Annotated in this window: 14 protein-coding genes; 7 read left to right on the top strand and 7 right to left on the bottom strand. The window is 58.6% G+C overall.

Annotated elements, in window-relative coordinates:
• Nucleotides 1-3 precede the first annotated feature (3 nt).
• From VNL17_13020 to VNL17_13005, 4 genes are all read left to right on the top strand, one after another.
• Complete coding sequence (locus tag VNL17_13020) at nt 4-1,071, top strand: LacI family DNA-binding transcriptional regulator (GenBank protein ID HXI85002.1); 1,068 nt, start codon at nt 4-6, stop codon at nt 1,069-1,071.
• A 133-nt stretch (nt 1,072-1,204) separates the two neighbouring features.
• Nucleotides 1,205-2,452 (top strand): hypothetical protein, encoded by a 1,248-nt coding sequence (locus tag VNL17_13015; protein ID HXI85001.1) that lies wholly within the window; start codon nt 1,205-1,207, stop codon nt 2,450-2,452.
• Nucleotides 2,453-3,130: 678 nt separating this feature from the next.
• On the top strand, nt 3,131-4,360 hold the full coding sequence (locus VNL17_13010) for a hypothetical protein (GenBank protein HXI85000.1): 1,230 nt from the start codon (nt 3,131-3,133) through the stop codon (nt 4,358-4,360).
• Nucleotides 4,361-4,400: 40 nt separating this feature from the next.
• Entirely contained in the window at nt 4,401-6,002 is a 1,602-nt protein-coding gene (locus VNL17_13005; GenBank protein HXI84999.1) for an FGGY-family carbohydrate kinase, read from the top strand.
• Here the strand turns inward: VNL17_13005 and VNL17_13000 are convergent.
• From VNL17_13000 to VNL17_12980, 5 genes are read right to left on the bottom strand one after another with little or no spacing between them, the layout of a single operon-like run.
• Nucleotides 5,968-7,059, bottom strand: a complete 1,092-nt coding sequence (locus VNL17_13000) for a sugar kinase (GenBank protein HXI84998.1) — start codon at nt 7,057-7,059, stop codon at nt 5,968-5,970. The genes VNL17_13005 and VNL17_13000 overlap by 35 nt on opposite strands.
• A 13-nt stretch (nt 7,060-7,072) precedes the next feature.
• On the bottom strand, nt 7,073-8,170 hold the full coding sequence (locus tag VNL17_12995) for an Ldh family oxidoreductase (protein HXI84997.1): 1,098 nt from the start codon (nt 8,168-8,170) through the stop codon (nt 7,073-7,075).
• Nucleotides 8,171-8,193: 23 nt separating this feature from the next.
• On the bottom strand, nt 8,194-9,648 hold the full coding sequence (gnd, locus tag VNL17_12990; GenBank protein ID HXI84996.1) for a decarboxylating NADP(+)-dependent phosphogluconate dehydrogenase: 1,455 nt from the start codon (nt 9,646-9,648) through the stop codon (nt 8,194-8,196).
• Between the two features lie 23 nt (nt 9,649-9,671).
• Nucleotides 9,672-10,637: a phosphoglycerate dehydrogenase gene (locus VNL17_12985; protein HXI84995.1), complete on the bottom strand. Its 966-nt coding sequence runs from the start codon at nt 10,635-10,637 to the stop codon at nt 9,672-9,674.
• Nucleotides 10,638-10,669: 32 nt separating this feature from the next.
• On the bottom strand, nt 10,670-11,479 hold the full coding sequence (locus VNL17_12980; GenBank protein HXI84994.1) for an SDR family oxidoreductase: 810 nt from the start codon (nt 11,477-11,479) through the stop codon (nt 10,670-10,672).
• 106 nt (nt 11,480-11,585) lie between these two features.
• Between VNL17_12980 and VNL17_12975 the strand changes: the two genes are divergently transcribed.
• Genes VNL17_12975 through VNL17_12965 form a run of 3 tightly spaced genes read left to right on the top strand, consistent with a single transcriptional unit; the run spans nt 11,586 to nt 14,234 of the window.
• Nucleotides 11,586-12,284, top strand: a complete 699-nt coding sequence (locus VNL17_12975) for a (Fe-S)-binding protein (protein ID HXI84993.1) — start codon at nt 11,586-11,588, stop codon at nt 12,282-12,284.
• Entirely contained in the window at nt 12,281-13,672 is a 1,392-nt protein-coding gene (locus VNL17_12970; GenBank protein ID HXI84992.1) for a LutB/LldF family L-lactate oxidation iron-sulfur protein, read from the top strand. Before VNL17_12975 ends, VNL17_12970 begins: the two co-directional genes overlap by 4 nt.
• On the top strand, nt 13,656-14,234 hold the full coding sequence (locus VNL17_12965; protein HXI84991.1) for an LUD domain-containing protein: 579 nt from the start codon (nt 13,656-13,658) through the stop codon (nt 14,232-14,234). Before VNL17_12970 ends, VNL17_12965 begins: the two co-directional genes overlap by 17 nt.
• On the opposite strand, the gene VNL17_12960 is transcribed toward VNL17_12965, so the two are convergent.
• Together VNL17_12960 and VNL17_12955 are read right to left on the bottom strand one after the other, a co-directional pair.
• The gene (locus tag VNL17_12960) at nt 14,219-15,247 is read right to left on the bottom strand and encodes an FTR1 family protein (GenBank protein ID HXI84990.1); all 1,029 of its coding nucleotides are present in this window, start codon (nt 15,245-15,247) and stop codon (nt 14,219-14,221) included. The genes VNL17_12965 and VNL17_12960 overlap by 16 nt on opposite strands.
• An 83-nt stretch (nt 15,248-15,330) precedes the next feature.
• Nucleotides 15,331-16,227: a hypothetical protein gene (locus VNL17_12955; GenBank protein ID HXI84989.1), complete on the bottom strand. Its 897-nt coding sequence runs from the start codon at nt 16,225-16,227 to the stop codon at nt 15,331-15,333.
• Nucleotides 16,228-16,315 lie beyond the last annotated feature (88 nt).

The following is a 16,315-nucleotide window of genomic DNA, read 5'->3' as shown; positions in this document are numbered from 1 at the left end:
CGGATGGCGGCAACATTCAGAGTGGCGCTTCGGGAAATCGCCGAAAGGACCGGCATCTCGCGCATGGCGGTCTCACTCGCGCTCCGGGGAAAATTCGGCGTCTCCGATGCGACTCGCAAGAAGGTCCTGAAGGTCGCCAAGGAACTCGGTTACGAGCCGGATCCTGAGGTTGCCAAGCTCCTCTCGCACATCCGCGCCAACAAGTCGGTCGATACGAAAGCGTGCCTGGCATTGTTGACTTCTGGAGCGTCGCCCGAAGATTGGAAACGCTACCTGACGGAGCGGAAATACGTGGAAGGCGCCCAGGCTCGCGCGAAGGAATACGGTTACCACATCGAAGAGTTTTGGATGAATGAGCCCGGCATGACGCTTTCCCGCCTCGGCAACATCATCTGGAGCCGGGGAATCGAAGGCGTTATCATCGCTCCGCTCCAAAGCAAGCTTTCGGGGAAAGTAATGCGTTCGGTCCGGCTCGATTTCAACTTGTTCTCCGCCGTGGAAATCAGCGAAACGGTCGAGTGGCCGGACTTGGACCGGGCGGTTCACGATCAGTACACCTCCATGCTGAGGGCACTCAATGAGCTTTCCAGCCTGAACTATAAAACCATCGGGCTGGTGCTCGAGGAAGCGTTGGATCTGCGCGTCAATGGCAAATGGACTGCGGCCTACCTGCGTTACCGAAATCAGTGGGGCGCCAAGCGGTTGCCTCCTCCGTTGATCCTCGACTTTCCAAGGCAACCGGCCTTTAATCGCTGGTTCGAGCGCTACCGCCCAAGCGCGATTATCAGTGTTGATCGCTTCGGGCTGCGTCTCCTTGTCGGACGAGGGCTGGATGTACCCGGGGAAGTCGGCTACGCGTCCCTGGATGTGGACGGTGATGCGAATGACTATCCGGACGTGAGCGGGATCGACCAAAACTCGGAGATTGTCGGCGCCGCGGCCGTCGATATGCTGGTGGCTGCCATTCATCGAGGCCACCGCGGGATTCCCTCCCATCCGCTGCGCATCGAGGTGGAAGGTTCCTGGAAACCGGGCAAGAGCACAGCCAAAAGAACCAACGCAGCGTCCTGACCTGCGTGGTCGGGACTTCTTGAAGGCCACTTTACGTAAATTTCCCGCGGCCGTTGTCGCCACCGCGCCACTTGATAGCCTCAAATCAAGAGTGAATTCCCCAAACTGGCAGGCTGTAAGGAGACATGTATTCATGAATTGCCGGATGGAACACATGCGGTGGTTGGCCGTCGTCGTTGCCGGGTTGGCATTCACGTCTTGCGGCCAGCGGCCACAACCCACACCCGCCCCGGAGAGCGGCAAAAAAATCCTGATGGCACACTACATGCCCTGGTACACGACGCCCGCGATCAGCGGAGAATGGGGCGGGCATTGGACCGGTTATGAAACGAAGCATCACCCCGACCAAACCACCACCAACGGTTTGCCGGATATCTGGTCGAATTATCATCCGCTGATCGGCCTGTACGATTCGAGTGACCCGGACCTTTTGGAATGTCATCTCCTGCAAATGAAGTTGGCGGGAATCGATGGCGTGATTCCCGACTGGTACGGCACCAGCGACACGTACGACTATCCGGCTATCCACAAAGCCGCCCGCGCGCTGTTTGACGCCTGCGGAAAACTCGGGATGAAGTTTGCGGTCTGCTATGAAGATCGCTCGATCCAATCCATGGTCGAGTTGAAGAAGATTGGGCCCGATCAAATCACCAACGAACTCGCCCGGCAGATTCTGTGGCTGCAGAAGGAATGGTTAACGAAACCGCAGTATCTCCAATATCGCGGCCGGCCGCTGTTCCTGAACTTCGGGCCGATCTACCTCACCGACAGGGCCGTGTGGGACGCCGCGTTCAAGACCATTCCAACCCGACCGTCGTTCTACGCCTTGCATCATCTTTGGAAGAAAGCCGGAGGAGATGGCGGCTTCACGTGGATTCACTGGGATCCATGGCAGGTTCCGTCAGCAGACGAAGCGACAATCCGGAGACGCATCCGGGAGGTCTTCACGTATTTTTCCACGAACCGCGACGAGGTCATCGTCTCAGCCTACCCCGGCTTCGATGACGTCTACGCGCAGCACCAACCGCGTCTCGATTATCGCGGCGGCAAAACGCTGCAGGAAACTCTGGAAGTGGACATGGACGGTCCGTGGCCCCTCATTCAGTTGGTCACCTGGAACGACTACGGCGAAGGCACAATGCTCGAGCCGACCCACGAGTTTGGGTACACCTTCCTGGAGATTATCCAGCAAGCACGGCGCAAAGAGTTGGGTCAAAGTTTCGCATTCACAGCCGAAGACCTGCGGCTTCCCGCTCGCCTCTACGCGCTTCGCAAGAAAGGGAACGCCCCGACGGTAGAGTTGGATCGCATCTCGCAACTGCTAAACACCGGAGCGTGTGCGGAAGCCCGCGGCCTCCTCGATGCCCAGGAAAGGACCTAGCCTTTCTTCTGAGTCCGGTAAGAATACCGTGAGGTTCGACGACCCAGAATCACCGTTCAAAATACAGAGTTTTCAAAATCAGATAGGGATCTGAAGTGTGTTGGTTATCCTGCTTGTATGACCGTGTCTTCGACGTCTGCAACGACGTACCAAACCGAACTATTCGAACGCCCGCTACGTTTCACCAATCTACGCCAGGGATACGATCAGACAGAGGAAGTCCACAACTTCGCACAGATCAAAACGCAAAGGCGCAATCGGCGGATTTCGATTGGCGAAAAATGGCAAACCAATCGCCTTTCAGTGCAATTCCTTGCGTCTTGGTGCCAACTATGAGAAATGAATATCATGCAAGCGGGCATGCATTTTTAACACTTTCTTGACGAAATCGCGAAAGCTGAGGAAGTGCTTCTTTTGGTTTGGCAAACCGCCGCTTTAGACCACTCAGCCACCCCTCCGCATCAAGTGCGCCGAGAACATACCAGACACCCAAGAATGTGGCAATCCGTTTGTCTCATCCTCCCGTTCCCCATTCTCCTGGTGGACTCTTTCCCAGTACCGCCAACGGCGTAGAACTGGCCCGTTCATGGGGGAGGGGTGGCAGTGTGAGGTCCCTTAGACCAAACAGCTTGCTGGCACCGGGAGGTCTGTTACGATGAGTGTCGAAATTCAGGTCGAATGAAACAGTCCCAAAGCAGAATGGCCCGGTATGTAGTGCCTGGACTTTGTGGTCTCGCGCTACTGCTGGTCATTGCTTGGTTTGCCCTGCGCAAAACTCCGCCTCCAGCACCAGACCTGCCGCCAATCCGGGCCATAACCGTTTCGCCGCACGCTCCCTTCTTCGCGCCCGACAACGCCGAGCCGCCTGAAGCTCCCACCAACCGCGTCACCCGATCGCCGGTGATCGCAATGAACGCCGCCCTGATTTACGGGCGGGCGTCCGCTATCTACGACGCGCTCTCCCAAGAGCAGAAAAGTCTGCTCGATAATTGGCGGACAAATGTCGATTCGTCGGTCGCAGCGGAACTCTGCGGAAAAATACTGCCGATCTGCGAGCTGATGCATCAGGCAACCGTGGTGACGAACTGCGATTGGGGACTGGGACAACCCATCACCTTCAAGACGTTGCTCCCCCATCTCGACCCCTGTCGAAAACTCGCGCGTGCGGCGGTCTGGAGCGCCGCCCACTGCCGAACGGGTGATCCGTCGGCATTGGTCGCCGATCTGGCGGCCACTTCACAGCTCGGTCAGAATGCATCGTCGTCTGCTCTGATTGGCCACATGATTGATCTGTCCATGCAACAGATGGTGATCGACTCGGTCGCGGAGCATGCCAGCGTGTTGGCCACCGCGGGCGACCCGCGCCTCGGGGAATTCTTAAATGGCGCCAGCTACGACGAGGCCCTGCGGCGTGCGCTCGAACAGGAGGCCAACATCCTTGGTGAAACGGCTGATAGGCTGGCTGCATTGCCACCCGAAGAAGCTGCGCGCGAATTGACGATGGGAAACGATTCCGCTCAGATATCGTCGACCGGGCTGGCGCAGTACATTGCGCAGATGCGTCAGGCCGCCGAACTGCAGGCGCAATACGCCAAAGCATCGGAATTGACGGATGCACAGTACCAGGCGTGGTTGACCAATCTCGACGAGGCCGCAAAAACCAACCCAATCGTCGCGATGTTTGTGTCCAGCCTCGGATTGGCGACGGACAAGACGCAAGCCATGAAGATCAGGAGCGCAATGGCGGCTGCAGGTTTGGCGGTCATGCAAAATGGAACGGACGCTCTCCAGTCACATCCCGACCCCACTACCGGTCAGCCATTTGCTTACAGACAAACCCCCAACGGCTTCGAACTCGAATCGACCTTTCAAGTCGCGCAAAAGCCATTGAGTTTGTCGTTCAAGTAACCAGTTGCCGCCGCAAATCCGCCCTGTTACAAACACACTCATGGCCCGGCTCTTTCTTGGACTCGACTCGAGCACGCAAAGTCTTTCCGCAGTGGTAATCGATTACGACACGCGGCGTGTCGTTTATGACAGGTCGCTGAACTTCGACAAAACTCTGCCGCATTACGGCACCCAGAACGGTACACTGCGTCACGACGACCCGCTCGTTGTTCACAGTCCACCGTTAATGTGGGCCGAGGCGCTCGACGTGTTGTTCCCGCAGATGAAGCAGGACGGCGTGCCACTCGGCGAAATCCTTGCCGTCAGTGGAAGCGGACAGCAACACGGTTCGGTCTATCTCAGCAACCGTGCCGCTGTCGCACTGGCCAAACTTAATCCTGCAAAGGGTCTCGTAGAGAATTTGCGCGGCATCTTCTCGCGCGCCTCGGCGCCGATCTGGATGGATTCCTCCACGAACGTCGAGTGCGCGGAAATCCGCGAAAAACTCGGCGGGATCAAAACTACCGCCCAGCAAACCGGCTCGGACACATTCGAGCGGTTCACTGGGCCGCAGATTCGCAAGTTCTACAAGACCGAGCCGGGCAACTACGCGCGGACGTCAAGCATCGCATTGGTGAGTTCGTTTATGGCCTCGCTGCTCGCGGGTAAGATCGCTCCCATCGACCACGGCGATGGCGCGGGGATGAACTTGATGGACATCCACCAAAAAATTTGGCTACCCGCAGCGCTTAAAGCCACCGCGCCAAACTTGAAGTCCAAACTCCCGCCGCTCGCTGAACCGTGGAATGTCATCGGGACTGCCAGCCCTTATTTCGTAAAAAAGTACGGGCTCAATCCGGCTGCGCAAGCATTGGTCTGGTCGGGCGACAACCCCTGCAGCGCCGTCGGTCTTGGCCTCATCCACGAAGGCAAGGTCGCCATCAGTCTCGGCACGAGCTATACCTATTTCGGCCGGATGAAGCGGTGTCGCGTGGATGTGCGCGGGGAAGGCAGCGTATTCGGCGCACCGACGGGTGATTATCTCCCGTTGATCTGTTTCACGAACGGTTCGCTGGCTCGCGAGAGAATCCGCGATCAGTACGGACTCGATTGGGAAGGCTACGACCGATTGCTCCTCAAAACCAAGCCGGGCAACGCTGGCGCGATCATGTTGCCGTGGTTCGAACCGGAGATCGTTCCGCGCGTCAGCCGGCCCGGCGTCCACCGCTTCGACTTCGACGAAAGCAACATCGCCGCCCAGGACTGCCGCGCTATCGTGGAAGCCCAGATGATGTCCATGCGCATCCACTCCGCGTGGATGAAGATCAATCCAACAACCATCTACGCCACCGGCGGCGGCTCCGTGGATCTTCCCGTCCTGCAAATCATGGCCGACGTCTTCAACTGCCCCGTCCACCGCATCGAAGTCGCCAAAAGCACTGCCCTCGGGGCCGCGCTCCGCGCTGCCCATGGTTGGCTGTTACACGGCGGGAAGAAACCGAAATGGCAGGAAGTCGTCTCCGCCTTCACCGACCCCATCCCGAACAGCGAGGTAAGGCCCATCGCGAAGTCGGTCCGCATCTACGACGAATTGGTGGAAAAGTACACTGCCTGCGAGCGCCGCGTCCTTAACGCTGGACCCGCGCGCTCCCACCGCCCATGACCTTTTCCACTTCTTTCTGCGTGGCCATGGAGGTATCACCCGGTGTAGTCATCGCCAGCGCGCCATGCGCGGCGCCATAGTCCACGGCCTTTTGCGGGTCGCCGGTCGTCAGGAAGCCGTAGATCAACCCGCTGGCAAAGCTGTCTCCGCCGCCCACCCGGTCGAGGATTTCCAATGTGGGATACTGCCGGCTCTCGTAAAACTTGCCGTCCATCCAGCAGATCGCACTCCAATCGTTCTTCGTCGCGGTGATGACTTTGCGCAGCGTCGTGGCCGCCACTTTGAAATTCTTGAACTCACCCACCGCCTTCTCGATCATTTTCTTGAAGGCATCCGTTTCAATCTTGCTGATATCGTGGTCGAGACCTTCCACCTCGAAACCAAGAGACGCGGTGAAATCTTCCTCGTTGCCGATCATCACATCCACATAATTGGCGATCTCGCGGTTCACTTCGCGGGCCTTGGCCTGTCCGCCAATGCTCTTCCACAAGCTGGGCCGGTAATTCAGATCGTAGCTCACAATCGTCCCGTGTTTGTTGGCCGCCTTGACCGCCTCAACAGTCACCGCCGCGGTGGATTCGCTCAACGCGGCAAAAATACCGCCCGTATGAAACCACCGCACGCCCAGTTCGCCGAAGATCTTCTCCCAATTGAAATCGCCCGGCTTGAGCTGGCTCGCCGCCGTGTGACCGCGATCCGGCGCGCCGACCGCGCCGCGAATGCCGAACCCGCGCTCGGTAAAGTTCAGCCCGTTGCGGACCGACCGCCCAATGCCGTCATCGGGCTTCCAGAGGATAAAGTCCGTCGCGACTCCCCCCTGCATAATGAAGTCCTCGATGAGATGACCGACTTCGTTGTCCACGAACGCCGTGCACACCGCCGTCTTCAGCCCAAAACATTTGCGCAGTCCGCGGGAGACATTGTACTCACCACCACCTTCCCAGGCCTTGAACTCACGCGCCGTGCGGATGCGTCCCTCGCCCGGGTCCAGCCGCAGCATGATCTCCCCCAGTGAAAGTTGGTCGAAAGCATATTTCTCACGAAGTTTCAGTGGCATCAATGCAGTCCTTTCAAACAATCACAATCCTAAACGAAGTCATATCCCACGGTTTCTCGCCGCACTCTTCCGCGATCTCATTGAATGCTTCCACCTCGGCTTTGGAAAAGAGAAGGCCGCCGTGCTTCTTCGTCAACTCGGCCGCTTGAGCTTCGGGCTGGCCGGGAAGCATGCACTTCTCGTTGCCGTGCCCGAGGATGTCCTGGATGACGGCCTTGACGTTGTCCGCCTGGTTGCGTCCCTTGGCGAATGCGCCGCCGCTCATCGCGTCGGGATGAATGCATTGGAAGAAGAACACCGGGGTGTGCTTCTCGTCGTCCTTCATCTCATAGTGCCCGCGAATGGTCGGCAGCGAACCACCGACGAATGCGCCGTACAATTCGTCGATCAAACCGAGGCCATAACCTTTGTGCGCGCCGAATGGCAGCAGTGCGACTGCCTTGTCGGGATCGGTGGTCGGATTTCCATCCTTGTCGACGGCGCAGTTGGGCGGGAGCGGTTTACCCTCGCGTTTAAGCTGTTGCACGCGCCCCATCGCCACGGTCGACGTTGCCCAATCGATGACGATGGGAAACCCAATCGCTTTCGTCGTCGGGAACGCCCACGAATGCGGGTTCGTCCCGAGAGTCGGGAATTTGCCGCCGAACGGTACGACTTCGGCGAGCGCCGATGTGCAGCAGGTGTACGCGATGTACCCCTTTTGCGCCGCGTCCATCACATAGCCGCCACCCCACAGGTAATGAAAAGCGTTGTCGACGCTAACGATGCCGACGCCGAACTCGTCCGCGAGTTTTATACAGGTCTCCATCGCGCGATAGGCAACAGGCTGGCCAAGTTTCTTCTGCGCGTCCCAGATGCGTGCGGCCTTGAACTTGGACGGGATCTCACGAATCTTCGCGCCGGGCACGCAGCCGCCAACGCCGCTGCCAAACAGATGATCGAGGTGCAGCGCCTTGATGCCGTTGTGCGTGCGGATGCCGTGCGTGGACGCCGAGGCACAGAAACGCGCTGCATCCGCCGCCTCATCCGCGGCATACCCGCGATGGCGGTACGCTTTCTCGACCAGCGTATTGTGAACCGCCTCCGGAACAACGTAATAAGTTTCGCCCATGGTTTACTCTGCGAAATCCGCCCTTACGCGTTATACGATCGCGAAGTCGTCGTGCCTCCGTGTCCGGTCCAGTTGGTGTGCAAGAACTCCCCCCGCGGTTTGTCCAAGCGCTCGTAGGTATGCGCCCCGAAGAAGTCGCGTTGTGCCTGCAATAAGTTCGCAGGCAGCCGCTCCGAACGGTAACCGTCGAAATACGCCAACGCGGAACCGAGGCACGGTGCGGGGATTCCAAGTTTCGTGGCCTGTACCAACACGCGCCGCCACGCGGTCTGTCGCTTGCCGACGGCGCTCTTGAAAAACTTGTCCAGCAGGAGGTTGACGAGATCGGGCTTGCGAACGAATGCCTTCTTGATGTCGCCGAGAAAGGCAGAGCGGATGATACAACCGCCGCGCCACATGAGGGCGACGCCGCCGTAATTCAGGTTCCACTTGTACGTCTTCGCCGCGGCGCGCATGAGCTGGTAGCCCTGCGCGTAACTGACGATCTTTGCCGCGTAGAGTGCCGCGCCCAGGTCGTTGACTAATTTCGTCTTGTCGCCCTTGAACGTCGACACGCGCCCCTTGATTTGTTTCGACGCTTCGACCCGTTCCTCCTTGACGGCCGACAGGCAACGCGCGAACACCGCCTCGCCGATCAACGTCAGTGGCATGCCTTCATCGAGCGCGCTAATGACCGTCCATTTGCCCGTGCCCTTCTGGCCCGCCGCGTCGAGGATCACGTCGACTACCGCCTGGCCAGTTTCGTCCTTGTACGCCAGGATGTTGCTTGTGATCTCGATGAGATAACTGTCGAGTACGCCCTTGTTCCACTCTACGAAAATCTTGTGCATCTCCTCATTGGTCAACCCCAGCCCGCGCTTCATCAGGTCGTAAGTCTCGGAGATCAACTGCATGTCGCCGTACTCGATGCCGTTGTGGACCATTTTGACGAAATGGCCCGCACCGTTCTCGCCGACCCAGTCGCAGCATGGTTCGCCTTCGGGAGTCTTCGCGCAAATCTTCTGGAAGATGCCCTTGATATGCGGCCATGCGGCGGGACTACCGCCAGGCATCAGTGAAGGCCCGTTCAACGCGCCCTCTTCACCGCCTGACACGCCCGTGCCGACATAGAGGAGGCCCTTGCTCTCCACGTACTGGCAGCGACGAATCGTGTCGGTGAAATGGCTGTTGCCGCCGTCAATGATAATGTCCCCCGCTTCGAGGTGCGGCAGCAATTGCTCAATAAGATCGTCCACCGCCTTGCCCGCCTTAACAAGCATCATGACCTTACGCGGATGTTTCAAGTTGGCTGTCAGCTCCTCGATGCTGTGGCAGCCGATGATCGGCTGGCCCTTCGCGCGACCCGCGACGAATGCATCCACCTTTTCCACGGTGCGGTTGTAGCAGGCGACCGTGAATCCTTTGCTCGCCATGTTGAGGACGATGTTCTCGCCCATGACGGCGAGACCGATAAGACCGATGTCAGCTTGTTCTGGCATATAATTTCTCCGGTGCGAGAGTTCTAAAGTTTGTTGGCCTGCGCGATCGCCGGCTGGCCGTTCAAAACATTGATCAGATTCTGCGCCGCCATCTTTGCCTGGCGCGCGACACTCTCATACGTGCGGCTGCCAATGTGCGGCGTGAGCACAGCGTTCGGACACGCGAACAGCGGATGATCCTTGGGCGGCGGTTCGGATTCGAGCACGTCGGCGCCATAACCGAGCAACTGGCCGCTCTTGAGTGCCGCGACAATGTCGTTGGTCTCGACCAATTCACCGCGTGCGGTATTGATCAGCACGGAGCCTTTCTTCATCATCGCCAGGCGCTTCGTATTCATCAAATGCCGGGTCTCGTCTGTGAGGTTTGTGTGCAGGGTCACGATGTCGGAGGCTTTCAGCACATCCTCGATGGAGCCAGCGCGCTGGATGTTATACTGTTGGGCAAACTTGTCATCCCAGTAAAGGTCGAAGGCGATCACGTTCATGCCGAACGCACGTGCGCGGCTCGACACTTCCTTGCCGATACGCCCAAGACCGATGACACCAATCGTCTTGCCAAACAATTCGTGTCCCGTGAGACGCTTCCAATTCCCCGACTTTACATAGTTGCACTGCGGCACGATGTCGCGGTAGATCGCCAGCATGAGGCCAAAGACGTGTTCGGCGACGGTCGTATGGTTGACGCCCGGACAGAATGTAACGGGCAGCTTGAACTCCGTCGCGGATTTCACGTCCACCTTGTCGAGGCCGATGCCGTATTTGCTGATCACCTGGAGACGTGGCAACGATTTTTGGATGACGGCCCGTGTGATCGCGTCGTCGCCAATCAGCCAGCCGTCGAAATCACCCTTGGCCACGAGTTCGAGCATCCGCGATTCCGGTAACGGTCCCCGCTCGCGAACGATCTCGAAGCCCTCCTCCTCAAGCATCTGGTGATGCTCTCCCGGTGTGTCCTGGAATGAAGTTGTCGTTAATAAAATACGTTTCATCAATGAATTGCTCCTGCCTCCGAGGCGAGCAACTATATTGTTTGAGCCAGGAACCCGCCGTCAACGCGGATATCAGCGCCCGTGACAAAACTGCTAGCTTTCTCGCTCGCGAGGAAAACTGCTACTCCGACCAACTCCCCAGCGTCACCGAACCGGCCAAGCGGCGTATGGCCGAGAATCGATTGCGCGCGCGGGGTCGGGGTGCCATCTTTGTTGAATAGTAACGCGCGATTCTGCTCCGCCGGGAAGAAGCCGGGGGTAATCGAATTCACGCGCACGCCGTTCCGTGCCCATTCGCGCGCCAGGAATTGCGTGAGATTCACCACCGCCGCCTTTGCCGCCGAATACGCCACCACCCGCGAGAGCGGCAAATGGGCGGACACGCTGGCAATATTGATGATGGATCCGTGTCCACGTTGCGCCATCGCCGCGCCAAACTCCTGACACGGTAGAAACACCCCACCGACAAGATTCAGGTCGAACACGCTGGCCCAGTTCGCGACGGGGATGTTTTCGAATTTTTGTTCGGCGGTGACGGTCGCCTTGGGATCGTTGCCGCCCGCGGCATTGACCAAGATTGTCGGCGCGCCCAGTGCGTGGCCGATCTTCTCGTGAGCGATGTGCAGGTCCTCGCGTTTTAGTGCATCGGCTGAAAAAAAGGCGGCAGTCCCACCCGCTTTCTTGATAGTGGCGACGCGGGCCTCGCCACGCTCGGTATTGCGTCCGATGATCGCGACTTTAGAGCCGGAAGCGGCCAGGCCTTCGGCAATTGCGCCACCCAGCACACCGGTCGCACCGATCACTACCGCCACGTCATCGGAAAGGTCAAAAAGGTTTGTCATAATAAAGCTCAAAGGCAATCATTACGCGAAACCCCGCCAAACGACAAGTCCGTCTTATGAATTGTCTTCTTGCCTCGCACACAACGAGTCCGTAAGTTCTCGGCCAATGCGCGTGGCGTTATTCATCCCCTGTTTCATCGACCAGCTCTTTCCGAATGTGGGCATCGCGATGGTCACCGTGTTGCGACGGCTGAACGTGGACGTCTATTACCCCGAGGAACAAACCTGCTGCGGTCAGCCGGCTTTCAACACGGGATATTGGGACGAAGCCCGCACCCTGGCCGCGCGCTACTGCGAAATCTTTGCTGGGGCTGATGCTATTGTCAGCCCGTCCGCCTCATGCACAGCGATGGTGCGCAACTTCTATCCCGAACTTCTCGGCAAGGCTACACAGACGACCGCGCACACTTACGAGTTCGCGGAATTCCTCGTGAAACAGCTCGGTGTGACGAACGTCGGCGCGAAGTTCCCCGCGCGCGTCACGTACCATGATGCCTGCCATGCGCTACGCGAGCTCCGCCTCAAGGACGAACCCCGCCAACTGTTGCGCAACGTGAAAGGTGTCGAGTTGATCGAGATGGACCAAGCGGAGACGTGCTGCGGGTTTGGTGGCACCTTTTCCGTGAAGTTCCCGATGATTTCGTACGCCATGGATGAAGTGAAAGTCACCTCGATCCAGAAAACCGGCGCACAATACGTTGTCTCCACCGATTCGAGTTGCCTGATGCAAATCGATGGGTACCTGCGCCGCCAGAATCTGCCGATCAAAACAATCTCTCTCGCGGAAGTGCTGGCCTCGACATGACGGCGGCACTCGATCAATTCAAACACGATGCGGCGGAAAAAACCGCCGACCTCCGCCATCGTGCCGTCATCCAGAAAGCCATTGCCACGTACGACGTGGCGGTCGCGCGTGGTCGACTGCGCTTCGCCGACTGGCAAAACGCCCGCTCCCACGCCGCGGCCATCAAATGGGAGACGATCAATCACCTCAACCGGTACCTGGAGCAGTTTGAGCGTAACGTGCTCGCCAACGGTGGTCATGTGTTCTGGGCGGAGACAGCCGAGGACGCGCGCGCGCATATCCTCCAACTGGCCCGGCAGCATGGCGTAGGGAAAGTTGTCAAATCCAAGTCGATGACGACCGAAGAGATCCATCTCAACGACGCGCTCGAAGCGGCTGGGATTCACACGGTCGAGACCGACCTCGGCGAGTACATTTGCCAGATTCGCGGCGAACCTCCCTACCACATCGTCACGCCCGTCATGCACCTGACCAAGGCCGACATTGCACGCACATTCCAGGAAAAACTGGGTACGCCGCTGACTGATAGCGCCGAGGAACTCACAATGGTCGCCCGCGCTCGGCTACGGCAGGAGTTCCTGACCGCCGATATGGGGATCACGGGCGCGAATTTCGCGGTCGCCGACACCGGAATGGTGGCGATCACCGAGAATGAGGGCAACGCGCGCCTCAGCTTCTCCCTGCCGCGTGTGCATGTGGCAGTCGTTGGTATCGAGAAACTCATTCCCCGTTTCGAAGACCTCGCCCTGTTCTGGCCGTTGCTGTCCGCCAGCGGTACCGGCCAGACCATCACGGCGTACAGCTCGTTGATCGGCGGTCCACGACAGGAGCGCGAAACCGACGGCCCGCGGGAATTCCACGTGATCCTCCTCGACAACGGTCGGACGCGCCTGCTCGCCGACGCCGAGCAACGCGATGCCCTGCACTGTATTCGCTGCGGCGCGTGTCTCAACGTCTGCCCCATTTACAAGAATGTTGGCGGCCATGCATACGGTACGACCTATCAAGGCCCCATCGGCTCCGTCATAACGCCACATTTGCGTGACGCCCAAGAGTGGTCGCACCTGCCCTACGCCAGTTCCCTTTGCGGTGCCTGCACGGATGTTTGCCCGGTACGGATCGATTTGCATCACCACTTGCTCCACAACCGCCGCAATGCCATCCAAAGCAAATTCGATAGCCCAATTCAGCGTTTGCTGTTCCGCATGTGGCTCGCTACAATGCAATCGCCCACGGCCTATGCAATCGCCAGCCGCTTCGTGAACCTTGCGCTGCGATTGGGCCTCGCCCAACCGTTCTTGAAACCATGGACAGCGACCCGTGAGTTTCCCACGCCGTCGAAACAAAGCTTTAAGGACTACTGGAGGCAGCATGGACGTCGCTCGTGACAACATCCTCGATCGTGTCCGTGCCGCCTTGCACGTGGAGGCCCATCGACCGCCTCCGCCAACTAGTGCGCCGATCTTCCCGCCGGTCACAAATCCCGAAGTGCGATTTCGCGAGGAGTTTGCAGCGTTAAAGGGTGAACTCATTGAGAACGGCGAAAGGCTGGCCGGATTCTTGAAAGGTTTTTTGAAAATCGCCACCGACGGAAGCGATCTGGTCGGCAAAGCAATCGGAGGAGCTAACGCAAGCGCGCGTGAGTGCGATTTGGGTGTGACCAGTTGTGATTGCCTGGTGGCTCAGACCGGGTCGATCATTGTCTCCACGCTTTCCGCAGGTGGACGCGCACTTTCGGTGTTACCACCGACGCATCTGGTGATTGCTCGCCACGACCAGATTGTTCCCGATCTCGCAGCCGCAATGGACTTGCTGCGTAAACGCTACAACAAACATTGGCCGAGCGCGCTTTCGGTCATTACCGGACCGAGTCGAACCGCAGACATCGAAAAAATCCTGGTCATGGGCGCGCACGGCCCCAAGCGGTTGGCCCTCTATTTCGTGGATTGAACCGGTTGCGCTTCGGCCGGGTCGGCCAGTGGTGTGGGAAGATCCTGAAAGGCCGGCTCTCCGTTCTGGCGCAGCTTGGCTGGCCGAAATCGCGGCGCGAAGTAGCAGCCAATGACGAGGATCGCGGCGAGCAATTGGGAGCCCAGCGTCTCCGCCGTCGGGAAGACCGCGAACCACATGCCCATCCAGGAGGGAATGACATTCACCAAGGGCTGAACTGGCGTCGTAGTGATCCAGTGGGCAAGTTGCATCTCCTGGGTCTGTTCACCGACCATGACCAGCAACACAAATCCCAACATGATCCCCGTCAACACCAGCATCCTCCGGTAGGGCAAACGATGGTGGGCCACAAACGTGAGCACCGCAACAATGCCCGAGAAAAACAGCCCCAGCAGTGCACCTTCCAGGACGACCCGCCCTCCCAATCGGAGGTAATAGCTTTGCAGAAAGAGCACGATCTCGAATCCCTCGCGGTAAAGTGAAGCGAACCCCAGCAGGCACAACCCGCGCACGAGACGCGTATCGGATATTTCCGCGTTGCCCGCGCTCTCGAGCAGTTCCGTTTTCTTGCGGGTGTGCATGGAGATCCAGCCGCCCCAGTACAGTTTGTGGAAAAACCAATTCATGACCACCAGCAGAACGATGACGGCCAACAAGCCGGTGGCGGCCTGCAAATGGAGGGCGGAAACATTCGCCGTCAGGTCATTGATAATTCCCACCGCGATAAACCATGTCGCAATCGTCGCTACGAAACCGATTCCCGCTCCCCAGGCGACCGGGCGCCGGTGATGTCGGCTGCTCCCGACCATGCCGGCAGTAATCGCCGCCAGCACCATGATACATTCGAGCCCTTCGCGAAATACGAGCACGCCAATGTCGAGCAATGCCACGGTCGGACTGGTGTGGGGAGTCGTCGGATCCGGGCTCCCATGCGCGGTAATGCCCTGCCACACCAGTAAACCGACGACGAGCGATGCGGCGATTGCCAGCATGACCTTAAACGCCAGGCGCATGGCCCTCGGCTTTGCTCCCAAAGCCACAACCGGCTGCGATGATTTGATTGGCTCATGCATAGTAGTTATGGTTCCCATCTCATTTATCTTCCCTTGGCGGAAGCCGGCGCGCTCGCCTCGCGGTCGGAGCCGGCGCCAAATTCAATGCCGAAAACAACCGTCGCCTCCACCGTTGGCGCGGCGCCCGTACAACCAAAGAGTGGGACGATGTCAAGGTGACTGTGGGTGGTTGGACGCCATGAAAGGCTGGGACCAACCAGGAACTCGACTTCCTGGTCACCCCGTTCGCCGTTCACCGTCGTATCTTCGAATTTCATCTCGAGACCGCCAGCCAGCTTGTCGTCAATCAATGAATACGTGAGCCCCTGCGTGATTTTGAATTCAGTGGCACGCTCGCCGCCAACCTGCTGTTCGTAAATCGCGTTCAACGCCCAGTGCCAGCGGTCATGGATCTCCTCCGCCAGCAACAATTTGATCTCATACGCGTCCCCGTCGGCGTGTTCCGAGAACTGATTGTTGAACTCCCACTCCAAATAAATCGTTGGGTTCAGCGGAATAACATCCCAGTCGGCTGGGGCCCAGCGTCCTTCGAGTCCGACCCCGCGATGTTCCACATGACCGTCGTGATCAACCCCCCAGTTCTCATTGAAGTCCGCTTGGAACCGATGCGGCAAGCCAACTTCAATTTCGTCTTGAAAGGCATTGTCAAATTCACCGTCGCGGGTGCGCTCCGGGAACCAGCGTTGGGACAACTCGGCATTCCACGACGGCAGCACGTACACCGACTGACCGCCAATTTGGCCTCCCGACGTCCATTTCGGTTGCTGGTAAGGGCCCATCAGTTGCTCTTCGTGCAGCACCTGCCCCGCCACCTGCACCTCGGGTAGGCGGACCACTTGTCCCGTCTCGTCAGCCGTTGCCACGTTGATTGCTCCGTATATCGCCAACATTGCCATCCACCACGTTCCCAATCCCTTCATTGTCAGCCTCATTCGAGACTGGCACGGGTCCCCTGCTTTCTTTGTGAGACGGCAGCGCCCGCAACTTTGACGTTGCAAAGCGTCCCGT

Source organism: Verrucomicrobiia bacterium (genome assembly GCA_035577545.1).
Classification (GTDB): Bacteria; Verrucomicrobiota; Verrucomicrobiia; order Palsa-1439; family Palsa-1439; genus Palsa-1439.
This window is presented reverse-complemented; position numbering and strand designations above follow the sequence as displayed.